General features: G+C 31.9%; 23 protein-coding genes. 15 read left to right on the top strand and 8 right to left on the bottom strand.

All coding sequences use genetic code 11. The features are described from left to right. Positions 1-72 precede the first annotated feature (72 nt). The 9 genes from Q4Q40_RS00505 to Q4Q40_RS00460 all read left to right on the top strand — a co-directional run bounded on the left by Q4Q40_RS00505 (position 73) and on the right by Q4Q40_RS00460 (position 9,025). A complete protein-coding gene (locus Q4Q40_RS00505) occupies positions 73-2,097 on the top strand; it encodes a carbohydrate-binding protein (protein WP_303299711.1) in 2,025 nt (674 codons plus the stop codon). A gap of 283 nt (positions 2,098-2,380) precedes the next feature. Beyond that, positions 2,381-2,824 carry an SRPBCC family protein gene (locus Q4Q40_RS00500; RefSeq protein WP_303299710.1) on the top strand — a complete coding sequence of 148 codons (444 nt, stop codon included), beginning with the start codon at positions 2,381-2,383 and terminating at the stop codon, positions 2,822-2,824. A 541-nt stretch (positions 2,825-3,365) separates the two neighbouring features. Beyond that, positions 3,366-3,848 (top strand): DUF6896 domain-containing protein, encoded by a 483-nt coding sequence (locus tag Q4Q40_RS00490; RefSeq protein ID WP_303299709.1) that lies wholly within the window; start codon positions 3,366-3,368, stop codon positions 3,846-3,848. Between the two features lie 400 nt (positions 3,849-4,248). Then, positions 4,249-4,923 (top strand): SDR family NAD(P)-dependent oxidoreductase, encoded by a 675-nt coding sequence (locus tag Q4Q40_RS00485; RefSeq protein WP_303299708.1) that lies wholly within the window; start codon positions 4,249-4,251, stop codon positions 4,921-4,923. 322 nt (positions 4,924-5,245) lie between these two features. Then, positions 5,246-5,812 carry a Crp/Fnr family transcriptional regulator gene (locus Q4Q40_RS00480; RefSeq protein ID WP_303299707.1) on the top strand — a complete coding sequence of 189 codons (567 nt, stop codon included), beginning with the start codon at positions 5,246-5,248 and terminating at the stop codon, positions 5,810-5,812. A gap of 65 nt (positions 5,813-5,877) precedes the next feature. Then, positions 5,878-6,612, top strand: coding sequence for an SDR family oxidoreductase (locus tag Q4Q40_RS00475; protein WP_303299706.1), 735 nt, complete (start codon positions 5,878-5,880; stop codon positions 6,610-6,612). A 12-nt stretch (positions 6,613-6,624) separates the two neighbouring features. Further along, a complete protein-coding gene (locus Q4Q40_RS00470; protein WP_303299705.1) occupies positions 6,625-7,416 on the top strand; it encodes a DJ-1/PfpI family protein in 792 nt (263 codons plus the stop codon). Positions 7,417-7,779: 363 nt separating this feature from the next. Next, positions 7,780-8,448, top strand: a complete 669-nt coding sequence (locus Q4Q40_RS00465; protein WP_303299704.1) for a class I SAM-dependent methyltransferase — start codon at positions 7,780-7,782, stop codon at positions 8,446-8,448. Positions 8,449-8,698: 250 nt separating this feature from the next. Further along, positions 8,699-9,025, top strand: a complete 327-nt coding sequence (locus Q4Q40_RS00460) for a winged helix-turn-helix transcriptional regulator (protein WP_303299703.1) — start codon at positions 8,699-8,701, stop codon at positions 9,023-9,025. Here Q4Q40_RS00460 and Q4Q40_RS00455 read toward each other — a convergent pair. Further along, positions 9,012-9,470: a VOC family protein gene (locus Q4Q40_RS00455; protein ID WP_303299702.1), complete on the bottom strand. Its 459-nt coding sequence runs from the start codon at positions 9,468-9,470 to the stop codon at positions 9,012-9,014. The two genes, Q4Q40_RS00460 and Q4Q40_RS00455, sit on opposite strands and share 14 nt — an antisense overlap. Positions 9,471-9,757: 287 nt before the next feature. On the opposite strand from Q4Q40_RS00455, the gene Q4Q40_RS00450 reads away from it, so the two are divergent. From Q4Q40_RS00450 to Q4Q40_RS00440, 3 genes are all read left to right on the top strand, one after another. Beyond that, entirely contained in the window at positions 9,758-10,531 is a 774-nt protein-coding gene (locus Q4Q40_RS00450) for an HAD-IIA family hydrolase (RefSeq protein WP_303299701.1), read from the top strand. Positions 10,532-11,066: 535 nt separating this feature from the next. Then, positions 11,067-11,822: a helix-turn-helix domain-containing protein gene (locus Q4Q40_RS00445; RefSeq protein ID WP_303299700.1), complete on the top strand. Its 756-nt coding sequence runs from the start codon at positions 11,067-11,069 to the stop codon at positions 11,820-11,822. A 66-nt stretch (positions 11,823-11,888) separates the two neighbouring features. Continuing rightward, positions 11,889-12,428, top strand: coding sequence for a dihydrofolate reductase family protein (locus tag Q4Q40_RS00440; RefSeq protein WP_303299699.1), 540 nt, complete (start codon positions 11,889-11,891; stop codon positions 12,426-12,428). 190 nt (positions 12,429-12,618) lie between these two features. Here the strand turns inward: Q4Q40_RS00440 and Q4Q40_RS00435 are convergent, their stop codons facing one another. From Q4Q40_RS00435 to Q4Q40_RS00425, 3 genes are all read right to left on the bottom strand, one after another. Next, a complete protein-coding gene (locus tag Q4Q40_RS00435) occupies positions 12,619-14,745 on the bottom strand; it encodes a Tex family protein (RefSeq protein WP_303299698.1) in 2,127 nt (708 codons plus the stop codon). An 80-nt stretch (positions 14,746-14,825) separates the two neighbouring features. Next, entirely contained in the window at positions 14,826-15,530 is a 705-nt protein-coding gene (locus Q4Q40_RS00430) for a YiaD family glycine zipper/OmpA-like lipoprotein (RefSeq protein WP_303299697.1), read from the bottom strand. 4 nt (positions 15,531-15,534) lie between these two features. Beyond that, positions 15,535-16,005: a lipocalin family protein gene (locus Q4Q40_RS00425; RefSeq protein ID WP_303299696.1), complete on the bottom strand. Its 471-nt coding sequence runs from the start codon at positions 16,003-16,005 to the stop codon at positions 15,535-15,537. 272 nt (positions 16,006-16,277) lie between these two features. On the opposite strand from Q4Q40_RS00425, the gene Q4Q40_RS00420 reads away from it, so the two are divergent. Further along, a complete protein-coding gene (locus Q4Q40_RS00420; RefSeq protein WP_303299695.1) occupies positions 16,278-16,613 on the top strand; it encodes a T9SS type A sorting domain-containing protein in 336 nt (111 codons plus the stop codon). Between the two features lie 662 nt (positions 16,614-17,275). Here the strand turns inward: Q4Q40_RS00420 and Q4Q40_RS00415 are convergent. Both Q4Q40_RS00415 and metG read right to left on the bottom strand, forming a co-directional pair. Then, positions 17,276-17,794, bottom strand: coding sequence for a ferritin (locus Q4Q40_RS00415; RefSeq protein ID WP_303299694.1), 519 nt, complete (start codon positions 17,792-17,794; stop codon positions 17,276-17,278). Between the two features lie 29 nt (positions 17,795-17,823). Next, positions 17,824-19,899: a methionine--tRNA ligase gene (metG, locus tag Q4Q40_RS00410; protein WP_303299693.1), complete on the bottom strand. Its 2,076-nt coding sequence runs from the start codon at positions 19,897-19,899 to the stop codon at positions 17,824-17,826. 174 nt (positions 19,900-20,073) lie between these two features. On the opposite strand from metG, the gene Q4Q40_RS00405 reads away from it, so the two are divergent. Together Q4Q40_RS00405 and Q4Q40_RS00400 are read left to right on the top strand one after the other, a co-directional pair. Further along, entirely contained in the window at positions 20,074-21,090 is a 1,017-nt protein-coding gene (locus Q4Q40_RS00405) for a S66 peptidase family protein (protein ID WP_303299692.1), read from the top strand. A 181-nt stretch (positions 21,091-21,271) separates the two neighbouring features. Beyond that, positions 21,272-22,039: a HEAT repeat domain-containing protein gene (locus tag Q4Q40_RS00400; RefSeq protein WP_303299691.1), complete on the top strand. Its 768-nt coding sequence runs from the start codon at positions 21,272-21,274 to the stop codon at positions 22,037-22,039. Between the two features lie 17 nt (positions 22,040-22,056). Here Q4Q40_RS00400 and Q4Q40_RS00395 read toward each other — a convergent pair whose 3' ends face one another. Both Q4Q40_RS00395 and Q4Q40_RS00390 read right to left on the bottom strand, forming a co-directional pair. Further along, complete coding sequence (locus Q4Q40_RS00395) at positions 22,057-23,295, bottom strand: MFS transporter (RefSeq protein ID WP_303299690.1); 1,239 nt, start codon at positions 23,293-23,295, stop codon at positions 22,057-22,059. A gap of 48 nt (positions 23,296-23,343) precedes the next feature. After that, entirely contained in the window at positions 23,344-23,559 is a 216-nt protein-coding gene (locus Q4Q40_RS00390; RefSeq protein ID WP_303299689.1) for a hypothetical protein, read from the bottom strand. Positions 23,560-23,613 lie beyond the last annotated feature (54 nt).

Raw genomic sequence — 23,613 nt, 5'->3', positions numbered from 1 at the left:
GCCAATGGACATTAAGCGGCTATACAAAAAAGTAATTAAATGTATAGCTCTCAACTTAAAAAAGAAAAATTCATGTATAAATCTAATTTTAAAAATCAAATAGGATTTTTTATAATGATGGCTGTTTTTATGACTTCATTTTATTCAGGAAATTCACAAACTCTGGTATCTGTTAACTCTTTATCTGCATTTCGTACAGCTGTACAAAATAGTAATCAAGAGATTGTTTTAGAAGCAGGTGAATACTATTTAGAAGATTTACCCAGTGAATTAAGGGTTATTACTTGCTCTGGTTCTAATAACATAATTGATTTGACAGGTGCACGCATTAATGCTTTGGTAGGATCAATTAGAACAACTTATTTTATTATTTCTGGAGATAATAATGAATTGAAAAATGGAATTATTGAAGACTACTATAAAAGTGGTCATACAGATGATATCACAGATTACAGCGCTTATAATAATGATCCCGATCTTTCTTATGGATTAAGAGGAGCGGCACTGGTGTCAGTTCGTGGGAATGATAACCTAGTGGTTGGACTTAAGTTGGTTGTTAGAGGTTCTAGATATGGATATGGAAGCATCTATGGAATTGGAAGTGACCATACCTTCAGCATAGATAAACGTTGTGCCTTAAACATAGGAGGCGGATTAAGAAATACCTTAGACGGTATAATAGTTCATCATAATGCTTTTGGTCATGCGATCTTTATACAAAATGGAGGTGGAGAAACCACCGTTAAAAACTGTTATATTGAAGGGAGAATGAGGCTAAGTGCAGACCTTTATAATGAAACCAATAGCTACGACTTACCTTTCCGTAGTAATTATCAAATTGCGGCACCTGGTACTCCTTTTGCATGGCCTCTTGAGTCTCCTATTCCAATTCCTTTGGATGTTATGTATCCGCTTTCTGAAGATGGAATCCGTTCGTATGGCGGTACTGGAAGTATAACTGTAGAAAATTGTACAGTAAAGCATATGCGAGGAGGTATTCGTACTTATTTAGCATCAAGTGCTACGGTGACAAACTGTACATCAATAGGGAATGGTTTAACTAACTATAATGTTAATAATGGCGGGAAAGTTATTAAATCAAAAGGCGATTTCTCTTTTGCTCCTATAATGGACGTTCCTTTAAATCGTTCAGGTCAAAATATAGAACTGACTATTATGCCATCACCTGATGCAATAGGTCCACATAATATAGCAAATATTGACGGGAATAATCATAATATTGTTTTTCACCGTACAGAAGGTCCACTGGATAGTGATGAAGAGCGTGCTATTGTAATATCAGGTAGTAACTCTACTATTGTAAACGAAACAGAATATGCTATAATTCTTGAAGCCACAGCAAGTGGAAATACTATTGTTAGTTGTGGTCCAGTAACAGATAATGGAGTAAGTAATAGTATTTTTGATTGTAATGAAGCTCCAAACATTTGTGGTAGTTATGATCCTTTTTTAACTATTCAAGCAGCTCATTATTGCAGTCAGTCAGGCATACAAGCAGTGGGATCTAATTCTGTAGGTTATATAAATTCAGGAGATTGGGTAAAATATGACAACATTGATTTTAGTGTAGGTGCAAATTCTATAGAAATATTGGCTGCTAGTAAAAATTCTGGTGGAAATATAGAAATAAGAGAAGGTAGTAACACAGGAACTTTACTAGGTACAGTAGCAATTTCTAATACAGGATCCTTTACTTCTTGGCAAACATTTAAAGAAAATATAAATATAACTAGTGGCATAAAAGATATATACTTTGTATTCACTGGAGGAGGTGGCTATTTGTTTGATGTTAATTCGTTTAAATTTTCATCATCTTTTTTAACAGTTTCTGATTTAAATTCAGATTTATCTAATAAACCTATGATTTACCCTAATCTAGTTAGTTCAACAACAACCATTGTAAAAGCAACCAATTCAACACTTAGTATTTATGATATTAATGGACGCAAAATTTTTACTCAAGTTGTTTTAAACGATAATGAAATTTTAGATTTAAGTAGTTTACCAAAGGGAATTTATTTTGCTTATATAAATTCTACTTCTTATAATGGTGTAATAAAATTGATAAAAAAATAATTAAAAACCCATTTAAAGAATTTAAAGGGACAGATACAGAGCCTACGGGTTTTGAACAACATATTACAATAAATTCCTACAAAAAAATATAAAGGAATTATTATTTTCGCGTGGATATAATAGGTATATAGTTAATATTAACTATATATATTTGTTGTGCGGCAGCGAAGAAAACAAGCGAAAACGAATAATTGGATTTTTAGGTTTGGTCTTTTTGACCTTTTCAGCTTGTAATTACAAAGCAGATAAATCGAGTGTCCAAGAGCAATATCAAGAAAATAAAATGAGAGAACTAAAAATAGAAAGACATTTTGACGTTGAACCAGAAAAGGTTTATAGAGCATTTACAAAACCAAAAGATATGATAGTTTGGTGGACACCTGATACTAAGTTTGATATTGATCCTCGTGTGGGTGGACAGTACACAATAACAAGAGAAGAAGATGGAAACAAGTTTGTTATGACAGGAAAATATTTAGAAGTTGAACGACCTCATAAACTCAAGTATACTTGTGGGATGCCTGACTTCTCACCTGTTATGGATACCATTACAGTTGAAATTCAAGCTGACACAAAAGGTGGCTGTCAATTAACATTTATTCAAGTAGGTGTAGGTATTGACGAAGAATTAAAACAACTTTCTGAAGGAACTATTTCGGAAACTGAAAAAGGTTGGAACTACGGATTTGACTTAATGGAAAAATCTTGGAAAGAAAACAAAAAGTAAAAGCCGACCGCACAATCGTGTAGACGGGTGACGACTTAAAGTCGCCACTGCGCCTCACACACCACCCAGCGTACGGGTCTCGTACTGGGCAGTTCACCAAATTGAAGTTTGCTTATTATTAATGTAATCTGTCAAAGATTTATACCCTTTTCGCTTTAGTCTAGAAATAGTGATGGTAGTTCTTAGAATTGGACTTTGGGCGACTGACCAGCCTCCCATTCTAGTTCTACTCCAAGCATAAGCTTGCCCTTCTTCTATCCCTAAGCGAATTAGGTTTTTTACGTTTCCGCTCTAGATTAATTAATTACCTTTCGGTTATTAAAAGATGCCCATGCTGGGCACACACGGTGTATAAAACATAGCTAATAAGTGCTTAACCGAAAGGTTTGTGTATATTTAGGAAGTCCGCCAAATTTTTAAATTTGGCTTTTAGAAAGAGAAAAATTAAAAACAAAATATAAAGATTCGGCTATGTGTTAATCCGAAATGTTAGTGTCTTTTTACACGTTACGTTTCATACACAAGACCGTTGTGGTTAATTTTGAAGAAACTGAAGCCAATAGAGAAATTAATTTTAGAAGTAATCATTAAGTTTGATTCAAAAGCGAATGAATTAATAAATATTCTCGGAACTGAATTCGACCTTGACTTATCCAAAGACCATCCTTTTGGAAAATTAATAACGCGGCAAAATAACTTATGGAAAGGCTCTTTACCTAATAATTGGAATTACCATTTTCACGGAAGTCATTGCAAATTTGAGAATGAGTTTACTAACCAAATTTTAGATGTAACAATAAATCGCGGAAAGAATTACGGAATTTTTGTGGATTCAAGCTTATATTGGTTCATCGAAATTACTAATGACCTGAATCATATCTATGAGAAAATTAAAACGCGTGAAATTTTAACAGATTGCTTAAACATCTTAGAGAAGGAAAAATATATAGTTGATATTGGAGAATTCGGATACAAATCACTAATTCTGAATAAAGAACGTAATAATGAATCTGAAAACAAATAAAATAACACCAGTAATTATTAATGAATAAACTTTTAACTTGGATTCTTTTAATTATCAGCTCAATTGGAATTTATTATTCTATACCATTACTTATTCGAGGGAGTAAGCCTTGTTCTAGTGATGGTTGCTTAATACGATTTCTTTTTATTGGAGGAATGATAATATTAATACCATCGATTATTTTTATTTTCTATATCATTAAAAAATCATTGAAAAAAAAGTAAGTCAAAAAAAGTAGTTGTGCAACAGCCACAACGTGTATAATTCATTGCTAGTTCTCGCCTACTTACGAAAATCCTCGCGGATTTTCTATTCGGTTTTTATTTGCTAAATTAGGTGCTGAAACACGCAACGAAATCATACACAAACACGTTGGCAAACATTTGACAGAACCCACAAAATGAACAAAATTGCATTAATCACAGGAGCAAGTAAAGGAATTGGAAAAGCTCTGACTGAAAAAATGTTGAATGAAAATTTCTTTGTTATCGGAACAAGTAGAAGTGGAAAATTTGAAAAAATTGAGCATAAGAACTTTTATCCTTTAAAATTAGACCTCTCAAGCACTGAAAGTATCGAGAATATGCATAAAGAGATTTTTAGGAATTTTAAACACATTGACTTTTTAATTAACAACGCCGGAATTGGACCAGATTTAGACACTTACATTCCCGAAAAAGAATCTTTTAATCTGACTTTTGACGTTAATGTAACTGGAACTGTATTTTTCACAGAACCTTTGATTGAATTGATTAACGAAAACGGAATTATTCTAAATGTTTCCTCTAAAATGGGCTCTTTAAATGTTTGTGAGTTGACTGACTCTGTTGCTTATCGAATGTCAAAAAGTGCTTTAAATATGTACACAAAAATTCTAACGAATAGACTAAAAAATAAAATTAGAGTTGCTTCTATTCATCCAGGTTGGGTAAAAACAACTATAATAGAAAGTAATCTTAAAAACGGTAGATTAACACCTAAACAATCAGCCGAAAATATTTTTGAGTTTATAACAAATGAATTTGACAGCGGAACGTTTTGGAATTCTGAAAACGGAACTGAACTTTTATGGTAGAAAAAAAACGATTTGCCAACACCGGTGACTGTTGCACAACTCAAAATTTTTAGGAAATCATGTGTTTTTAATTTTTAAATAATTACTAAGATGCTGATTATCAATATTTATTATTTTTAAAGTTCTCAGAAATAACCTAATTCGGTCAAAAAAAGTAGTTGTGCAACAGCCACAACATGTATAATTCATTGCTAGTTCTCGCCTACTTACGAAAATCCTCATGGATTTTCTATTCGGTTTTTATTTGCTAAATTAGGTGCTTAAACACGCAACAAACCATATGCAAACACGTTGCCAGTAATAAAAAAAACATTAACAAAAAATGAATGAACTGAAAATATATTTGAATAAATTTATCCATTTTACAGAAAATGAAATGGAGATATTTACGTCCTTATTTTCGGAAATGGAATTAAAAAAAGACGAATACTTTGCTAAAGAAGGAGAATTTTCAGTAAAATTAGCATTTATATCAGAAGGTGTAATGCGTGCATTCTTTCGCAATAAGTCGGGAGCTGAATACAATAAAACTTTCTTTACACCTTCAAACTTTATTGCAGCTTATTCCTCAATAACAACAAAACAGAAAAATTTAATAAATATTCAATGTTTAACGGATTGTAAAATTCTAGTTGCAAATTTTGACAAAATCACTTCGCTTTATAATGATTACCCAAAAATTGAAAGGCTTTCTAGAATATTTGCCGAATACAAGTTTGCAATAAAAGAAAAACGAGAAATAGAACTCGTAACGCTTGAAGCAACAGAACGCTACGAAATTTTCAAAAAAGAACATCCAAATTTAGAAAACCTAATTAACCAATACCACATTGCTTCATATTTAGGTATTACACCAACTCAATTAAGCCGAATAAGAGCTAAAAAGTAAAGTCTTTACATATGTAAATGCTTCTAGGTTTTATTCTCGTGAATTTTGCTTTAAATATCACGAGTATGAAATTGAACAATAACAAAATTCTTATTACAGGTGCTACTTCAGGAATTGGCAGAGAATTGGCAGAGCGGTTTTGCCAACTGGACAATCTAATAATAGCTATTGGCAGAAACGAAATTAAACTAGAAGAACTTGTAAGATTTGACAAGCGAATTACTTCTTTTAAATGTGATATTTCTTCACAATCGGAATTAGACCGACTTGTAGATTTTATAAAACAAGAACACAAAGACCTAAATGTCTTGATAAACAACGCTGGTATACAATATAACCAAACTTTGTTGGACGAAACTTATGCCTTACAAAAAATTGAAAATGAAATAAGTACGAATTTAACTTCACCTATAAAACTTATTAGTTCATTGATTCCTGTACTACAAAATAATTCTAATTCAGCCATTGTTAATGTTTCTTCAGGTTTAGCCATTGTTCCCAAAGCCAAATCAGCTGTCTACTGCGGAACAAAAGCAGCAATTCACATTTTCTCAAAATCATTACGATACCAATTAGATAAAATAAAAGTATTTGAAATAATACCTCCTTTAGTAGATACTGAAATGACGAAAGGAAGAGGTAAAGGAAAAATTTCACCTCAAAGATTAGTAGATGAATTTATAAAAGCTTATGAAAACAATAGATATGAAGTAAATATTCACAAAGTAAAACTATTGAGAATCATAAACAGAATTAGTCCAAAAATTGCCGATAGAATAATGAGAGGCGTTACAATTTAAAAACATCATAAAATGAAAATTAGGACTTTAATAATAGTATTAGTGCTTCTAGCCAACGCAGTTTCTGCACAAAACAACAAAATACTATTCGTAATGAGTGCATCAGATACCTTACAACTAAACAACGGAGAAAAACTACGGCAAACAGGTGTTTTTTTGAATGAGTTTTATCTTGCTTATAAATCTGTAACAGAAGCTGGCTATACTGTAGATTTTGCCACACCAAATGGAATTGTTGCAACAATAGATGAAGAAAGTATAAATGACAAGTATTGGAAAAATAACTTGGAAGTGAAAAATGAAGCTTTAACATTTACTGAAACGGATAGTTTATTTAATAGTCCAAAAACACTTGAAAAGGTTATTAAAAACAAATCTGATTATATAGGTTTAATAATTCCAGGGGGACAAGGCTTAATGATAGATTTGAAAGATGATATTAACATATCTATTCTATTAAAGTACTTTGCAAAGGAAAATAAACCAACAGGTCTTATTTGTCACGCACCAAGTCTTATATTAACAATACCAAAAGAAGAAAATCCATACATTGGTTTTAAAGTTAATTCAGTTTCTCCATTTGAGGAGTTTGTTATTGAGCGTTTCATTATGAAAGGGAAGCCCAAAAACAGAAAAATAGCCAAAAGATTAAAAAAAATGGGGTTAAAATATAGGAGTAAGTTACCAAAGGCAAACTATGCTGTAAAAGACAGAAATTTAGTAACCAGTCAGAATCCTTTTTCTGGAACTGCATTTAACAAACTGTATTTAGAAGCACTAACTGAATATTTGAAAAAGAATTAGAAACAGAATAACGGGAATAGAAAACACTACTGGCAACAATGGTGACTGTTGCACAACTCATGATTTTGAATAAACCTATGGTTTTTTCAATAATAATCAATAAAATACAGCTAAAAACCAGTCTGTTATGTTTGTTTAAATGCAAAAAACAAGTGTTTTGCAATATTTTTTGACTTGTGCAACAGCCACAATATTTATAGAAAATACTTATTTTAGTGCTCAATCAAATGGAAAACGCTTGTTTGCTTTGCTAACTTCTGATTTTCCTTCGGAAAATCCTCGCACACAAACAAACACTTTCCATACACGTATGTATCGTTAGCAACAAGCTGGTATGGAAAGGACACATCGCTACAAAATTAAATGGATAAAATAGAAATATTTGAAAACGAAAGAGCAACAGGATATAATAAGTTCGTGGAAACTTGGATACCAAATTATCAGTACTTTATAAACTGTTTACCAAAATTATTTAGTGGAGTTACATCAACTAACCTGCTGGTAGTTGGTTGTGGAACGGGAAATGAAATAGAAGGATTTATCAAAGCACCTAAAAAATGGAATATAACAGGCATTGACCCTTCACCCGATATGATTAAACAGGCGACTGAAAATCTTCAAGAATTTGACAACATTAGATTAATAGAAGGCTTAATAACAGACCTTGATACTGAAAATAAATATGATGCAGCCACACTATTATTGGTTTTACACTTTCTTGACGATAACGGAAGTAAATTAAAATTACTTAAAGATATTTCCGAAAGGTTAGTTTCGGGAGCAACATTTGTAATGCTTGACATAACGGGTACGAAAAACCAAATGCAACAAAATTTACAAGTACTTAAACATCTTTTACCCGAAGGTTTAGACAAAGTACAAATTGACAATCGTTTGAACAGAATAGAAAATAAACTTTTTCCCGTTTCAGAAGAAAGGCTATCAGAGCTATGCGAAAAAGCAGGATTTGAAAAACCACATCGTTTTTTTCAATCATCAATTTATATGGGATGGATGACAAGAAAAAAATAATTGAATAGAAAAACAAGAACTGCTAACAATGGTAATCGTTACACAAGACACTAAAAAACGTAAAAATTAACTCAAAAGCTTCTTTTTAAGGAGCTTTATTTTTTAGAAATTCTTGTTTTGTTTGTTTTCAAATTTAAAGGTTTGTTAAAAACCTTATATAAAGTCTTATTAAGATATTTATGTTTAAATAATCTCTTTATCTTTATATTGGTCTTGTGCAACAGGCACAACCTTACCTAGAAGCTAAAAAATGCGCAAAGAAAACTCAACGAATTTTATAAATAATAAGACATTAGAGAACTTCTGTAGTGCTCATAAAGTCCTATCTCAAATAACAGGAAGATGGAAACTCTCTATAATTTTTGCATTATCTGAAAATCACCTAAAGTATTCTGATTTTAAAGTTATATTACCAAATATAACAGACAGAATTTTAGCTAAACAGTTAAATGAATTGAAAAAAGATGAAATAATTGGAAACAAAAAAAGCAAATTAGAATCTACTTATTTTTTAACTGAAAAAGGAGACAAATTTATAACCATTTTAGTCCTATTCAAAACACTTAATCAAAACTAACATGTTCTAAAAATTCTATTACTTCCCCATTTGGACTAAACACAATACTATTTGTAACATTCACCTTTTTTCGAATATTAAGTAAGTCTATATTTAAAACTCCTCCGCTTAAATCTTTTGCACCTGCTTCTATAGCAGAAATTCTTGCCTTCTCTGCATCCTTAACTACAAAACAAATATGTAAAATTGAATTTTCAATAAACTCTTCGTCTTCACCTCTTTTTCTTCCTTGAGTAGGTATTTCTGCATTTTTATCAAAAACCTCTATGTAAGTATTTGTTTTCAAACTATAAAGTATTGCTCCTTTTTTTAAATTATATTCCGGAAGAGACCAATCATGGACAAGACTAAAACCTAATTTCTCATAAAAATTGATAGTGGTTTGAAAATTCTGTGCTTTTATAGCATAATGATGAAAAGCAATTATATTATCAGATAAGTTCATATTTTGTTTTCGACAAAACTATAAGATTAATTTAGGAATGAAAAAGACTTACAAAATTGTTAGAAGCTAAAAACACTAAAACACGTCCTTTTAACTACGGTTGAAACCAATAAACAATGTAAAAAAACAAGAATCACTATTGATGCGAAACTATGCTTATTTGAAAACAAAACAGGGCACAAGCCACAAACAAAAGTTAATATACCATATAATTTTGCAAGTTTTGATGTTTTTAAGCCTTTCGATTAATACTAACTTTGTGTAATAAATAAACATAAAAGGATATAATGGATATAGGATTTTTAATAGATATGGATGGTGTCATCTATAAAGGAAAAGAGTTAATTAAAGGAGCAGATTTATTTATCAAAAAACTGCAAGAAAAAAAAATACCTTTTCTATTCATCACAAATAATTCACAACGTTCAAGAAGAGATGTAAAATTAAAATTGAGCAAAATGGGAATTGATGTAACCGAATCTAATGTATTTACATGTGCCACTGCCACTGCAAGGTTTCTTGCCAAACAAAAACCAAATGGTAGCGCATATGTCATTGGAGATTCTGGACTTATGAATGCTTTGCACGACAACAATATAGCAAACAGTGATTCAGATCCAGATTACGTAATTGTTGGAGAAGGCACTTCTTTCAATATGAATATGATAGAAGCAGCTACAAAAATGATTATGAAGGGAGCAAAATTAATCGCTACAAATTTAGACCCTAATTGCCCTGTTGTAGATGGTATAAGACCAGGTTGCGGTGCTATAGTAGCCATGCTAGAAACAGCTACTGGAAAAAAAGCATTCTCTATGGGAAAACCAAGCCCTATTATGTTTAGAGAAGCAAGGAAAGAATTGGGAGTGAGAACAGAAAATACATTTATGATTGGAGACACTATGGAAACAGATATCATTGGTGGAGTAGAAATGGGTTATAAATCTATACTTGTTCTTTCAGGAGGTACTAAAAAAGAAGATCTTAATAATTTCGCTTATCATCCCGATAAGGTCATCCCAAGTATTTATAGTCTTATGGACTTACCTGAGTTAAACTAGATAAATTTTTCAATTATTTAGACTAAATGGAATTCTATAATTCCTTTTTAAGAAGCTTTATTTTACTTTGAACGAACTGTCGTAATTTAAAATAGAGCTTCTTATACTAGTTTAATTTAGCCCCTAAAGGCATGCGGTTTCTACATTACTTTACACTGTTATAGAAGTAAATTTCAAGTAGGTCTTTAATTATAAGCAATAGCAGAAAGGGATTCTCTTTATTAGCCTGTTTTAAGCCCAAAGTATCTATTTGAAGAAATTGAAAAAATAAAAGCTGGACGTTAACAGCTTTCCTAAAACAATGTTGTAGTTAGCGATTAATCAAAGGTCAACACAACTTCGGTACGTCTATTTTCCTTCACGCTAAAAAACGTTACGGGACAAAAAAAGTTCTCGTACATAAAACCACACGACTCTTATACCAAATATTGTACTTTATTTAGCCCTATATTAGTAAAATCGAATTTTAAAATTCAATTAATAATATTATGGCTAAAGGAAAAGATTCAAAAAAAGGCATCCAGCGACACAGAAATTGATTGCTGAGAAAACATATCACCCTAATTATCCTCTTAATCAATTTGTAGATTCAATCTGGATAGGAAAAGCTTCAAGTTTAAATTTGAAGTCAAGCCATCATGCTGCATTATTTACAGAACTTATTTTCAACTACGGTGATAACTTCCAGGTTAAAGGACAAAATATAGAGAACACCATTAACAAAAATGGGCATCAAATAATATCGGGATTAAAAACAGAACCATTTCAAACTAAAGTATCGGGAACTTACAGAAGTGTTGGATTTATTCTAAAGCCTTTTTCTTATGGAATGTTGATTGATAAATTCGGAACTCGAGCAATGGATCGGGTTTCAGAAATACTGTATGAATCTCTTTTTGATAGTGAAAATCCAGATTTTAAAACTATAGAACATCATTTATTAGGGCTTTTTGATAACCTACAAATAGATTCTGACTTAATCAAATTTGAGCAATACATCTCATCAAACTTATTAGAAAAAGGTACTTTAAAAGATTTTAATCGATCCATTTCTATTTCTCAAAAAAGTTTTATTCAAAAATTTAAAAGGCTTTATTTACTAACGCCGCGTGATTATTTAAAACTTAAAAAAGTAAATGCCGCAATTAAATTACTCCAAAACAATAAATCGAACAGGCTAGTTGAAATTGGCTTAGATTCTGGATTTTATGATCAATCCCATTTTATTAAAACATTTAAGAATTTTTGTGGCTATACTCCAAAAGAATTTTCAAAATATGGGCAAAGGTAAATTCTGTACAATTTTAACTCCTGCATATAAGAGACCTTTGCATCTTAATTTTTAAACTTACATGTTATGGATAAAAGAAATATCGTATTTATTGGAAGAAGCTTAGACGGTTACATAGCCGATAAAAAAGGAGGATTAGATTGGCTACAAGCTACTCCAAACCCAGACCAAATTGATATGGGGTATAAAAAATTCATGTCACAAGTTGATGCCATTGTAATGGGAAGAATAACTTTTGAAACGGTTTGTAATTTCGATTGTGATTGGCCTTATACCATACCTGTTTTTGTAATAAGTAACACTATTGAATCCATTCCAGATGATTACAAAGAGAAAGCAGCGTTAGTAAAAGGATCTTTAAGCGAAGTTTTAAAAACAATACATCAAAAAGGATACAATCAACTTTATATTGATGGCGGGAAAACGATTCAAGAGTTCCTAAAAGAAGACTTGATTGATGAATTAATAATTACAACGATACCTATTTTGTTAGGTGGAGGAAGTCCATTGTTTTCCGAATTACCAAAAGAATTAAAATTTGAACATGTAGCATCTAACGTTTTTTTAAATGAGGTTGTACAAAATCATTATTCACGAAAAAGATAATACAACCAGAAGGTGCAAATACTAACTAGCAATCATAATTAATTTCAATAAAAGCTTTAATATTTAATGGAATAGCATTTTACAAGTGAAGTAATAGTTTAACAGATTTAAACTTCAAAGTACTTTATATAAAAAGTTCATATCGTATAAAGGGCATTAAAATATCCTTTATACGATATGGGTATTAAAATTATTTATGCAATTTTAACTGAATACGCTTTCGCGGAATATCAACCTCTAACACTTTTACTATAATCTGTTGATGCAAGCTTACATGCTCGTTAACATCTTTCACAAAAGAGTCTGATAGGTTTGATACATGAATCAATCCGCTTTCTTTAATTCCAACATCTACAAAACAGCCAAAATTGGTAATATTATTTACAATACCAGGTAGTAACTGTCCCTCTCTTAGATCTGAAATAGTTTTTATATTCTGATTAAACGTAAATACTTTTGCTTGCTCTCTAATATCTAGGCCTGGTTTTTCGAGTTCTTTAACAATATCTTGAAGTGTTGGTAACCCAACGGATTCTGTACAATACTTTTTTAAATCTATTTTTTTAAGAAGTTCTGCATTGCCAATAACATCCTGTATACTTTTACCTAAATCTTTAGCCATTTTAGTAACCACAGTATAACTTTCTGGATGCACAGCAGAATCGTCTAACGGGTTTTTAGCTTCTTTAATTCTTAAAAAAGCGGCACTCTGCTCAAAAGCCTTACCTCCTAAACGTGGTACTTTTTTAATAGCGTTTCTTGATGTGAACACCCCATTTTCATTACGAAAATTAAAAATATTTTCCGCCAATTTAGGACCAATCCCAGACACGTAACTTAATAAACTTTTACTTGCCGTATTAATGTTCACACCAACCGAATTCACACAATGTTCCACAACACCACCTAACGATTTTTGAAGTTTTGCCTGGTCTACATCATGTTGATATTGTCCAACTCCAATAGATTTTGCATCAATCTTAACCAATTCTGCTAAAGGATCTTGTAAACGACGTCCAATAGACACCGAACCTCTTACCGTAACATCGTAATCTGGAAACTCTTCACGTGCTATCTTTGATGCTGAATAAATACTAGCACCTGCCTCACTTACCACAAAAACTTGAATCTCGTTTTTAAAATGGATCTTTCTAATTAACGCTTCCGTTTCTCGTGATGCAGTTCCGTTTCCAATAGCAATGGCCTCAATTTTATAAGCATCTGCCAATGAGCTTATTTTTTTCATAGCGCCTGTAGAATCACTTTTTGGCGGATGCGGATATATGGTTTCATTATACTTTAATTGTCCTTGGGCATCTAAACACACCACTTTACAACCTGATCTAAATCCAGGATCGATAGCCAAGATGCGTTTTTCACCTAACGGAGATCCTAACAATAACTGCTTCAAATTTTTTGTAAACACATTAATAGCAGACTCATCTGCTTTATCCTTAGCTATTTGTAGTGCTTCGTTACTTAAGGATGGTAACAACAAACGTTTATATGCATCTTTAATCGCTAGCTCTATTTGGTCTGCACACTCATTATTGCTGCGAATAATTCTACTTTCAATTTTATCTAAAGCCTTATCGTTATCAATTTCTATTTTAACGCGAATAAAACCTTCTTTTTCTGCTCTTAAAATAGCTAGTAACCTATGTGAGGGGATTCTACTTAAGCTCTCAGACCAATCAAAATAATCTCTAAATTTTTGAGCCGCTTCATCATCTACCTTTGTTTTTATCACTTTCGTGGAAATCATTGCAAAACGTTCTAACTGATAACGAATATTGTTTCTAATATCGGTACGCTCGTTTACCCATTCGGCAATAATATGTCGTGCGCCCTCCAAAGCATCTTCAACCGAATCTATAGCTCCTTTTATATATTTAAAAGCAATCGATTCGACATCATTTGCATTCTGACTCATAATAATCTTAGCTAAAGGCTCCAATCCATTTTTACGAGCTGTTTCAGCTTTCGTTTTTCGGCTTTTCTTGAAAGGTAAGTATATATCCTCAAGTGTTATTAAATCTGAAGTAGTTGTTATTTTCTGCTTTAATTCTGGAGTTAAAACACCTTGCTCTTCTAGTGCTTTTAAAATGGCCATTTTTCGTTTTTCTAAAGCTTCAAATTCTTCTTTATATTTTACAATCTCCCCAATTTGAACCTCATCCAAATTTCCTGTGTGTTCCTTTCGGTAACGTGAAATAAATGGTATGGTACAGTCTTCATTAAGAAGTTGAACCGTATTTTTAATACTGGTTTCTGGTAAGCTTGTTTGAGAGGTAATAAATTGTAGTAGGTCGATCATCAAAGTTGTTTTTTAGTAAAAAAAATCTCGTTTTCAAAATAACATTGAAAACGAGATTTATACAAATTTATTTAATCTTTTTAATTTCCTGCTTGCTCTTTTGCCTCATCTATCATTTTTTCATTAGGAACAATAGCAATATTTACACGTCTGTTTTTTGCACGTCCTTCAGAAGTTGTGTTATCATGCATTGGCTGAGTTTCACCAAACCAATTCGTTGTAAACCGCCCGCTGCTTAATCCTTTTCCTGTTAAATAATTAGTAACAGCATTAGCTCTGTTTTTTGAAAGCGTCATGTTATAATCTTCCGATCCAGCGCTATCTGTATGCCCAACGACCAATATATTAGTATCTGGATATTCTTTAAAAACACTTATAAGTTTACTTAGTGTTTGTTGAGATGCACTATTTACATTGTACTTATTCGTATCAAAATAAACACCACTATTCTCATCAAAAGTAACAACGATACCGTCATCTACACGCTCTACTTGAGCTCCAGGAATCTCTTCTTCTATTTTTTGTGCCTGTTTATCCATTTTGTTACCAATAAGCACACCTGCGCCACCACCAACAACACCTCCTATTACTGCACCTAATTCACCATTTCCGCCTTTACCTATGTTATTTCCAATAATAGCACCTAATATGGCACCACCAGTAGCACCTATTACAGCACCTTTTTGTTTATTGTTAGCATTTTGTATGGCTTTACAATTAGTTAAACTCGCAGTTAAAACAAGTGTTAAAAATATTAATCCGATTTTATTTAAAAGTGTCTTCATTATTTTATTGTTTATTAAAATTCATTGTAATTGTAAAAGGTTTACCATCAACTCGTACGGTTTGTTCCCATTCCATCGCTACGTCAGACAATGCCGTTAAATTTAATCGAAAGCCTTGATTGGTTTCAGATTTATATTTCTCATTGGTCGGCTTAAGTAGAAAATCGTAAAGTCCAGTTTGTGTATCAATTTCTTGAATAGTAAATACAAAATTGCGAGCGCCACTTGAGCAGCTAGACTTGTTAATGTTATAAATCCCTGTATTGTTATTAGGAACAAACTGCCATGTACTTCCCTCAAAGCACTCTTTTGAGGCATCATTAAGCAAATTAACATTATAGGTTCCTTTTTCACTATAAGCTATAGAGTGTAGTAACCAATCGCCTTTAATTACTTTTTTTGAATTCCTTACGATTTTTGATGTTCCGCAGGACATAAAACTAATTGCAATAAAAAAAAGAAGTGTATTTTTCATAAATTTAAATTTAGTAAATATCATAAGGTATTTACGATTTAGAACTTGTTTTTAGATGTTTTTTTATATGATTTTTCCGAAGATATTTTCAATCAATCGTTTAAGTATAAGACACCAATTAATTAAATGGGTCACTAATAGTAATGAGTTTTTAAGCTAAAAGTTTTTTACTAAAGTGTCAAAAATTCGGGTTTAGTCAATTATACATATAATTAACCTTTCCATATTTCGTTAACAGTAAACCACTTATACCAAAAACAAATACCCTTAACATGAAAAACACCTCCTGTTTAATTTTAGTTTTCCTAGTTTATAATATGTCTTTTTCTCAAGAAAAAAAAGAAAATGGCAGTGTAGAAAATGGAAATACAAAGGTTAGCATATTTACATTTTACCCAAATCCCGTAGAGGATGAGTTGTTTGTTTTAGGCACTCAAAAAATTAAACGTATTGAAATTATCGATGTTTTAGGTAAATCTGTAGCCGATTACGTTTTTAACAAGAGTATTATAAAAATTGGTGTATCTGAGTTAAAAAGTGGTATCTATCTTATACAGGTTACAAATGAAAGTGGTAAACTAGAAACTAAAAGGTTGATTGTTAAATAGCACATTAACCATTATGCTTATAAGTATTTAAGCTACTTTTTTAAGCAAATCGAAACAAGGACACTTTTTACATCGCTTTGCCTCCCCTTTTTTAAACTTTTTGCAGCAACTACTTTTTACTTTATCTGTAGTAACAAGACCTAAGTCTCTTAATTTTTTAATTGCCTTTTTTTGCTTCTTTTTGCCCAAAATAAAAATCAAAGATTTAAACTCTGAGCAAAAGTAGTTATTTTTATTAAATCTAAATAAGATTAGTAGGTTTTTTTTGAAACTAACTATCCCAGCCTTTGCGGGCAGCTACGGTGTACCCACATCTTTTTTAAGTTATTTTCCCTACAAACTCTAAGCTATATAAACTAATACAGCAAACTAAACCCTAAGCATAAAACGATAATTAAGACACGAATTGCACAAATTTACACGAATAGAATCTCAATGTCGTTGAAATCGCTATACCTAACATTAGCACGAATCAGACTTTCAGTCTGTCATAATACTTATACAGGTTTGAAATCTTCCGGTAGGCAGGAAAATTCGTGAAATTCGTGTCTACCTTTTTATATAGTATTATTTTTTAAGCATATCTATAATATTAATATTTGTGGATACACTGTAGCTTTGCCAGCCCGACACAGAACGTCGAAGAATTCTTTAGATTAAAATTATTCTGGCGTTTCTGAAGAAGCAGAAACGACTGATATTTGCTGGATATCTCTATCAAATAAATAAAGGCCCCCTTTATCATCTCCAATTAGGTTTATTTTATCTAAAATTGTACGTGCCATAGCTTCTTCTTCAATTTGTTCTGATACGTACCATTGTAAAAAGTTATGTGTCGCATAATCTTTTTCCTGTAACGAAGTATGCACTAATTCATTGATACTTTCAGATACAAAAACCTCGTGCTTTAAAAGCATTTCAAACATTTCTTTAAAAGATTCGAAAGTCACATTTGGAGCTTTTAATGCAGATATTTGCGCATGTCCACCACGCTCATTAACAAACTTAACAAGTTTAAGCATGTGGTCTCGTTCTTCCTGAGATTGATCGTACATAAAGCCAGCCACACCTTCAAGCCCTTTTACTTCTGCCCAACACGCCATAGCCAGATATATTTGAGAAGATTCTGCTTCTATTTTAATCTGATTATTAAGTGCGTTTTCTATTTTTTTTAATAACATAATATTTTTTTATAAAGTTAATAAATTCTTTAGCTTATCTGTAACCCATTACCTGTACCAAGCGCAGTGGAAGTATCTGGATTCACAAAAACCAATTTCCCCTCTGGAGTTTCGGTCATTAAAATCATACCCTCACTCTCAACACCACGTAAAGCTCTTGGTGCTAGATTCACTAAAACAGTAACACGCTTTCCAACCACTTCTTCTGCTGTAAAACTTTCAGCAATACCAGAAACAATGGTTCGTACATCAATACCTGTATCTACTTTTAAAACCAGTAGTTTTTTAGCCTTTGGCATTTTTTCGGCTTCTATAATAGTACCAACCCTCATGTCTAATTTGGTAAAATCATCAAATGTGATGGTATCTTTTTGTGGTTCTACAACAGCATTAGCAATTTCATTTGCTTCTTTGCTAGCCTCTAATTTATTTAATTGTGCCTGTATTGTCTCATCTTCTATTTTAGAAAATAGTAGTTCTGCTTTTCCTATTTGGTGACCAGATGGTAGCAATATTTCTTTTGTTTTTACCTCATTCCATGACGTTTCGACTTCGCTCAACGTAATATTCAGTATATTTTTCAACTTAGTCGATGTAAATGGTAAAAATGGTTCGCTTAACGTCGCTAAAGCAGATGCTATTTGCAGCGCCACATACATGATGGTTTGTGTACGTTCTTCATCTACTTTAATCACTTTCCAAGGTTCTTCGTCTGCTAAATATTTATTCCCAAGTCGCGCTAAATTCATAAGTTCTTGCTGCGCTTCTCTAAAACGATACCGCTCAATAGAACTAGAAATCACATCGGGATAAGCTTTTACTGCTGCCAATGTTTCTTCATCTACTTGAGATAATGCATTTGCAGTAGGAATCACGCCACCATAATACTTATTAGTTAGTACCACAACACGATTAATAAAATTTCCAAAAATGGCTACCAATTCATTATTGTTTCTGGCTTGAAAATCTTTCCACGTAAAATCGTTATCCTTGGTCTCTGGTGCATTGGCTGTTAATGCATAACGCAATACATCTTGCTGTCCAGGAAACGCTTCCAAATATTCTGGTAACCAAACCGCCCAATTTTTCGAGGTTGATAGTTTATTACCTTCTAAATTTAAAAACTCATTAGCAGGTACATTTTCTGGTAAAATATAAGATCCTTCCGCTTTTAACATGGCTGGGAAAATAATACAGTGGAATACAATATTATCTTTTCCTATAAAATGAACCAATTTGGTGTCTTTATCTTTCCAATAAGGTTTCCAATCTTTTCCTTCGCGTTCTGCCCATTCTACAGTAGATGAGATATAACCTATTGGAGCATCAAACCAAACATAAAGCACTTTCCCTTCGCCACCTTCCGCAGGCACTGGGATTCCCCAATCTAAATCTCTGGTTACTGCACGCGGACGTAAGCCATCATCAATCCAAGATTTACACTGCCCATAAACATTAGGTTTCCAATCTTTTTTATGTCCTTCAAGAATCCATTCTTTTAAAAAGGCTTCATGCTTATCTAAAGGTAAAAACCAGTGTTTTGTTTGTTTTAAACTAGGTACATTTCCTGTTAATGCAGATTTCGGATTTATTAAATCGGTAGCATTATGGCTGGTTCCACAGTTTTCACATTGGTCTCCATAACTTTCTTCATTTCCACATTTTGGGCAGGTTCCCACTACAAAACGATCTGCTAAAAACTGATTTGCTTCAGCATCATACAATTGTTCTGTTACTTCCTCGATAAACTCATTTTTATCATTTAAAGTCGTGAAAAACTCTGAAGCTGTTTTATGATGAATTTTCGCAGACGTACGGGAATAATTATCAAACGTAATTCCAAAATCTTCAAACGATTTTTTAATAATCGCATGGTATTTATCTACAACATCCTGTGGTGTTACGCCCTCTTTTTTTGCTTTAATTGTAATTGGTACGCCGTGCTCATCACTACCACCAATTAATATAACATCGTTTCCTGTTAATCGTAAATAACGTGCATAAATATCTGCTGGAACATAAACCCCTGCCAAATGTCCAATATGAATAGGGCCATTTGTATAAGGAAGTGCCGTTGTAATGGTATATCTTTTTGGTGTATTCATTCGTTTGTTTATTTGTCATTGTGAGGAAAGAAGCGACGTAACAAACTGCTTGTTTCAGTTAAAATTTTGCAGATTCTCACGTTTTTAAAAAAATCAGAATGACGTTTCGTTTTTAATAAGCTACAAAAATACACATTTTGAAAACGATTTAGAAAAAAAATGTACATTTACATTATGTCAAAAATATCATTACTTACTGCATTATGTTGTGTCCTTTTTTTCTTTGGAGAAAAAAATATTTCAGCGCAAAACACAGCATCAATTAAAACAAATACATTGATACAGCCACCATATTTAAAAGTAGGCGATACGGTTGCTATCGTTGCACCTTCGGGCGTTTTAAAAAACAGAACTAAAGAAGTGAATCAAGCCAAAGCTCTTTTAAAAAGTTGGGGGTTGCATCCTATTGTTGGTAAACATGTTTATAGTCAAGCCAATCATTTTGCTGGAACTGATGATGAACGTTGTGAAGATTTTCAAAATGCTTTGGACGATCCCAAAATTAGTGCCATTTGGTGTGCTCGCGGTGGCTACGGAACCGTTAGAATACTAGATAAATTAGATTATACCAAGTTTAAAGAAAACCCCAAATGGCTTATTGGTTATTCCGATATTACAGCACTTCATAATCAAATTCATAATGAAGGAACTCAATCTATCCATGCTATGATGTGTAGTAGTTTACAAGATGATTTAAGCCCTATTAAAGAAACACTTTCAACATTTAAAGATGCTATTTTTGGAAAATCTTTATCTTATACTTTAAAAGGTTCTACATACAACAAAACTGGAAATGCATCTGCGCCTATAGTTGGCGGCAACTTAACCATGTTGCATACCATGTTAGGTTCTAAAACAAGTATTGATACTTCTGGAAAAATACTGTTTATTGAAGAAATTGGTGAATACAAATACCATATAGACCGTATGTTACAAAGCCTAAAACGTGCTGGTTATTTTGAGAATTGTAAAGGTGTCGTTGTTGGAGGTATGACCAAACTTAGAAAAAACACCACACTTTGGGGAGCTTCTATCGAACAACTTGTTTTAGACGTTTTATCCGATTATGGTTTTCCTATTGCCTTTAACATGCCTGCAGGACACGAAAAAGACAATCGGGCTATGATTTTAGGGAGAACCGTTAAGTTGTCTGTAGGTAGTGAGAAGTCTACGATTGTTTTTGAAGATTAACAACCATCTTCTAGAGGCATCAGAAATAATATTATTTTTAAGCTGACAAACAGACCTTTCGATTCGTATTTAATACCCCATCTGGTTCTATCGATAATAAGTTTTGAATTCATTTTGATATGTTCCATCTTAAACATAGTAAATATACATGGTGTGGGTTATAAACTAGAAGTTAATTAAAATGGGATTCTACGATTTATCAAAAGAAGAGCGAAATCAACTCGTTGAAAAAATCAATCGAGAAATCATTCATGATCTAACCTCAAATAATACAGAAAATATTATAAAATACTTTTCTGATGAAGACACCTATATTCGTAAAACAGGGTATTTAGCTATTGGTAAGTTCTTTTATTCTAAACCAGAATTACAAAAGACGATTCTTTTAACTTTAAAAGATTTATTAAAATCCGACTTTGAAAAAGTGCGTCAAACAACAGTCAATGCGGCTGGCGAAATTGGTAAATTTCATTTTGATAAAGTTCAAACGTTTTTTGATACTGGCTTGTTTGATAAACATCATTCTGTTAGAAATGCTGTAATAGGTTCTGTGAAAAAAATGGGGGAGAAAAACCCAATTCCTGTTTTAGCTTGGGCAAAGACTTATTTAAAACATTCCGATAAAGAGATTAGACGAGAAATTTGTCATGGTATTGAATTACGTGGTCGCACACATCCTCAAGACATTTTACCGTTATTAAAGGAGCTAGAATTTGATGAAACGCGTCGTGTTTCCGATACTTTAATTCATGTAATTGGACAAATTGCATATAAAAACGGGTGTTTAAAAACCGTTGTAACACATCTTAATTCTTGGAAAAACAAACCTCTTATTAAAAAGGCTTTAGATGAAATTGTTGATGTACACGATCGTTATAAAAAGTTTGCAATTTTAACACAACAAGAGGCTATTGATTATATTGATGCTCATTATAAGGCAAAAAACTAAACTTATTCAAAAGCTATTTAAGACAAAAATTCTTCTGCTTCTTTAGATAAGTGAATTCTATCATCTTTTTTATATATTAAAGATAAAACATAAGCTATAACTCCAAATACCAGAAGAATAAAAGCAGATATTAAAAAGATAGTATTATAACTTATTTCATTACTATACGCTGTTATTATTCCAGAAATATTATTGAATAGCATATAAGGAATTGTTATTAAAGATAAAATAATGGCTAAATACTTAGGGTTACTTAATTTAGCTATTACAGAATACAAAATGGGAGAGATAAGCATTTCCCCTGCAGAAAGCAGAAAAGCTGACAGCATAAAAATGATTAAACTTAAAGAATTTGGGGTTTCTGGAATAAACAATAAAATTATAAAAGATAATGCAGAAGCTATTAATCCTAAAAAAATCTTAAAAAATGAATTTGTATAAATGTAAGTCCAAACTAAAGCTAAAATGGAGATAACAATTATTCCAAAATAAGAACTAAGTTCCGTTTTTAAATAAATTTCTGGAATCAGATCAATACCATCAAAAACTTTTTCTTGAATTGTATAGACCTCAAAGTATGTGCTCTGATAGACTATCCAAAAAATACCAGAAGTAATTATTACCGCAATAATATATAGCAACTTTTTATTTATGCTTATGTTTTTATAATTAGATGATAAAACACCTTGATTCTTATTTGTAAATACCGCAAGAACGGTAGCCAACATTATTAACATCCCAGCTACTATAAATCCATAATTAAAATTTGACTCAGCTACATAACCTAAAATTATAATCCCAATAAATGAGCCTATGGTAATTCCTAAATGCAACAATGTAAAACCTGCATCTAATAATTTTGGTTTATTTATCAAATACTGCTTACCAAACTCCGCAATCGCGTTAGATGTGAATAATCCAGAACCTAAAATTATTAACCCAAAACCAATATATAAAGAAGTCAGAGATTGAATACATAATATAAAACAGCCTAAAGTTTGTAAAGTGCCACCAATAAGCATGACTTTTTTATTGCCCACTAATAAATCCCCCAAAAGTCCTCCTAAAATTTTGGAAAAAACAATAAACAAAGAAAACCATCCAAAGGTTCCCATAGCCTCATGATTAGACATTTTTAATGTTTCGCCAACCATATAAAGCACAATAACTGTCCTTATCCCATAATATGATGCTCTTTCAAAACAATACGCTATAGCATAAATCAATGCTGGTTTTGAATGACTATTGTTTTGCATAGTTTTTAGTTTATTATTCTAACTCGCACAATTAACACATAATAAACTTTATGGACGAATTAATATTCTACCTACTGGTATAGCTTGTTTACATTTTAAACAAACACCAAAATCTTCGGTTCCAAACCTATCAAGAGCACGCTTAAAGTTACCAAGTTTAATTTCTGCCTGACGCAAAGATGCTTCATTAACACTTTTATTATTTATGGCATCCATTCTGCTTACTCTACCAATAGAAACATCTGGAGTTATCGGTTTTGTCAATTCTTTTAGTCTAAGATTGGCTTTTCGGTTTTCGAAATTTCTTCTAATAGCTTT

The sequence above is a fragment of the Flavivirga jejuensis genome (assembly GCF_030540765.1).
In the GTDB taxonomy this organism is placed as follows: Bacteria; Bacteroidota; Bacteroidia; order Flavobacteriales; family Flavobacteriaceae; genus Flavivirga; species Flavivirga jejuensis.
Note: the sequence above shows the minus strand (reverse complement) of the source record. Positions and strands in the feature narration are given on the sequence as shown.

What these genes read in the sequence shown, in the direction of transcription:
- Q4Q40_RS00470 (WP_303299705.1), top strand. Translation starts at nt 6,625, where the DNA reads ATGAAAATTAGGACTTTAATAATAGTATTAGTGCTTCTAGCCAACGCA.
- Q4Q40_RS00395 (WP_303299690.1), bottom strand. Translation starts at nt 23,295, where the DNA reads ATGCAAAACAATAGTCATTCAAAACCAGCATTGATTTATGCTATAGCG.
- Q4Q40_RS00425 (WP_303299696.1), bottom strand. Translation starts at nt 16,005, where the DNA reads ATGAAAAATACACTTCTTTTTTTTATTGCAATTAGTTTTATGTCCTGC.
- metG (WP_303299693.1), bottom strand. Translation starts at nt 19,899, where the DNA reads ATGAATACACCAAAAAGATATACCATTACAACGGCACTTCCTTATACA.
- Q4Q40_RS00475 (WP_303299706.1), top strand. Translation starts at nt 5,878, where the DNA reads ATGAAATTGAACAATAACAAAATTCTTATTACAGGTGCTACTTCAGGA.
- Q4Q40_RS00485 (WP_303299708.1), top strand. Translation starts at nt 4,249, where the DNA reads ATGAACAAAATTGCATTAATCACAGGAGCAAGTAAAGGAATTGGAAAA.
- Q4Q40_RS00455 (WP_303299702.1), bottom strand. Translation starts at nt 9,470, where the DNA reads ATGAACTTATCTGATAATATAATTGCTTTTCATCATTATGCTATAAAA.
- Q4Q40_RS00450 (WP_303299701.1), top strand. Translation starts at nt 9,758, where the DNA reads ATGGATATAGGATTTTTAATAGATATGGATGGTGTCATCTATAAAGGA.
- Q4Q40_RS00465 (WP_303299704.1), top strand. Translation starts at nt 7,780, where the DNA reads ATGGATAAAATAGAAATATTTGAAAACGAAAGAGCAACAGGATATAAT.
- Q4Q40_RS00505 (WP_303299711.1), top strand. Translation starts at nt 73, where the DNA reads ATGTATAAATCTAATTTTAAAAATCAAATAGGATTTTTTATAATGATG.
- Q4Q40_RS00430 (WP_303299697.1), bottom strand. Translation starts at nt 15,530, where the DNA reads ATGAAGACACTTTTAAATAAAATCGGATTAATATTTTTAACACTTGTT.
- Q4Q40_RS00480 (WP_303299707.1), top strand. Translation starts at nt 5,246, where the DNA reads ATGAATGAACTGAAAATATATTTGAATAAATTTATCCATTTTACAGAA.
- Q4Q40_RS00440 (WP_303299699.1), top strand. Translation starts at nt 11,889, where the DNA reads ATGGATAAAAGAAATATCGTATTTATTGGAAGAAGCTTAGACGGTTAC.
- Q4Q40_RS00420 (WP_303299695.1), top strand. Translation starts at nt 16,278, where the DNA reads ATGAAAAACACCTCCTGTTTAATTTTAGTTTTCCTAGTTTATAATATG.
- Q4Q40_RS00400 (WP_303299691.1), top strand. Translation starts at nt 21,272, where the DNA reads ATGGGATTCTACGATTTATCAAAAGAAGAGCGAAATCAACTCGTTGAA.
- Q4Q40_RS00500 (WP_303299710.1), top strand. Translation starts at nt 2,381, where the DNA reads ATGAGAGAACTAAAAATAGAAAGACATTTTGACGTTGAACCAGAAAAG.
- Q4Q40_RS00405 (WP_303299692.1), top strand. Translation starts at nt 20,074, where the DNA reads ATGTCAAAAATATCATTACTTACTGCATTATGTTGTGTCCTTTTTTTC.
- Q4Q40_RS00435 (WP_303299698.1), bottom strand. Translation starts at nt 14,745, where the DNA reads ATGATCGACCTACTACAATTTATTACCTCTCAAACAAGCTTACCAGAA.
- Q4Q40_RS00460 (WP_303299703.1), top strand. Translation starts at nt 8,699, where the DNA reads ATGCGCAAAGAAAACTCAACGAATTTTATAAATAATAAGACATTAGAG.
- Q4Q40_RS00415 (WP_303299694.1), bottom strand. Translation starts at nt 17,794, where the DNA reads ATGTTATTAAAAAAAATAGAAAACGCACTTAATAATCAGATTAAAATA.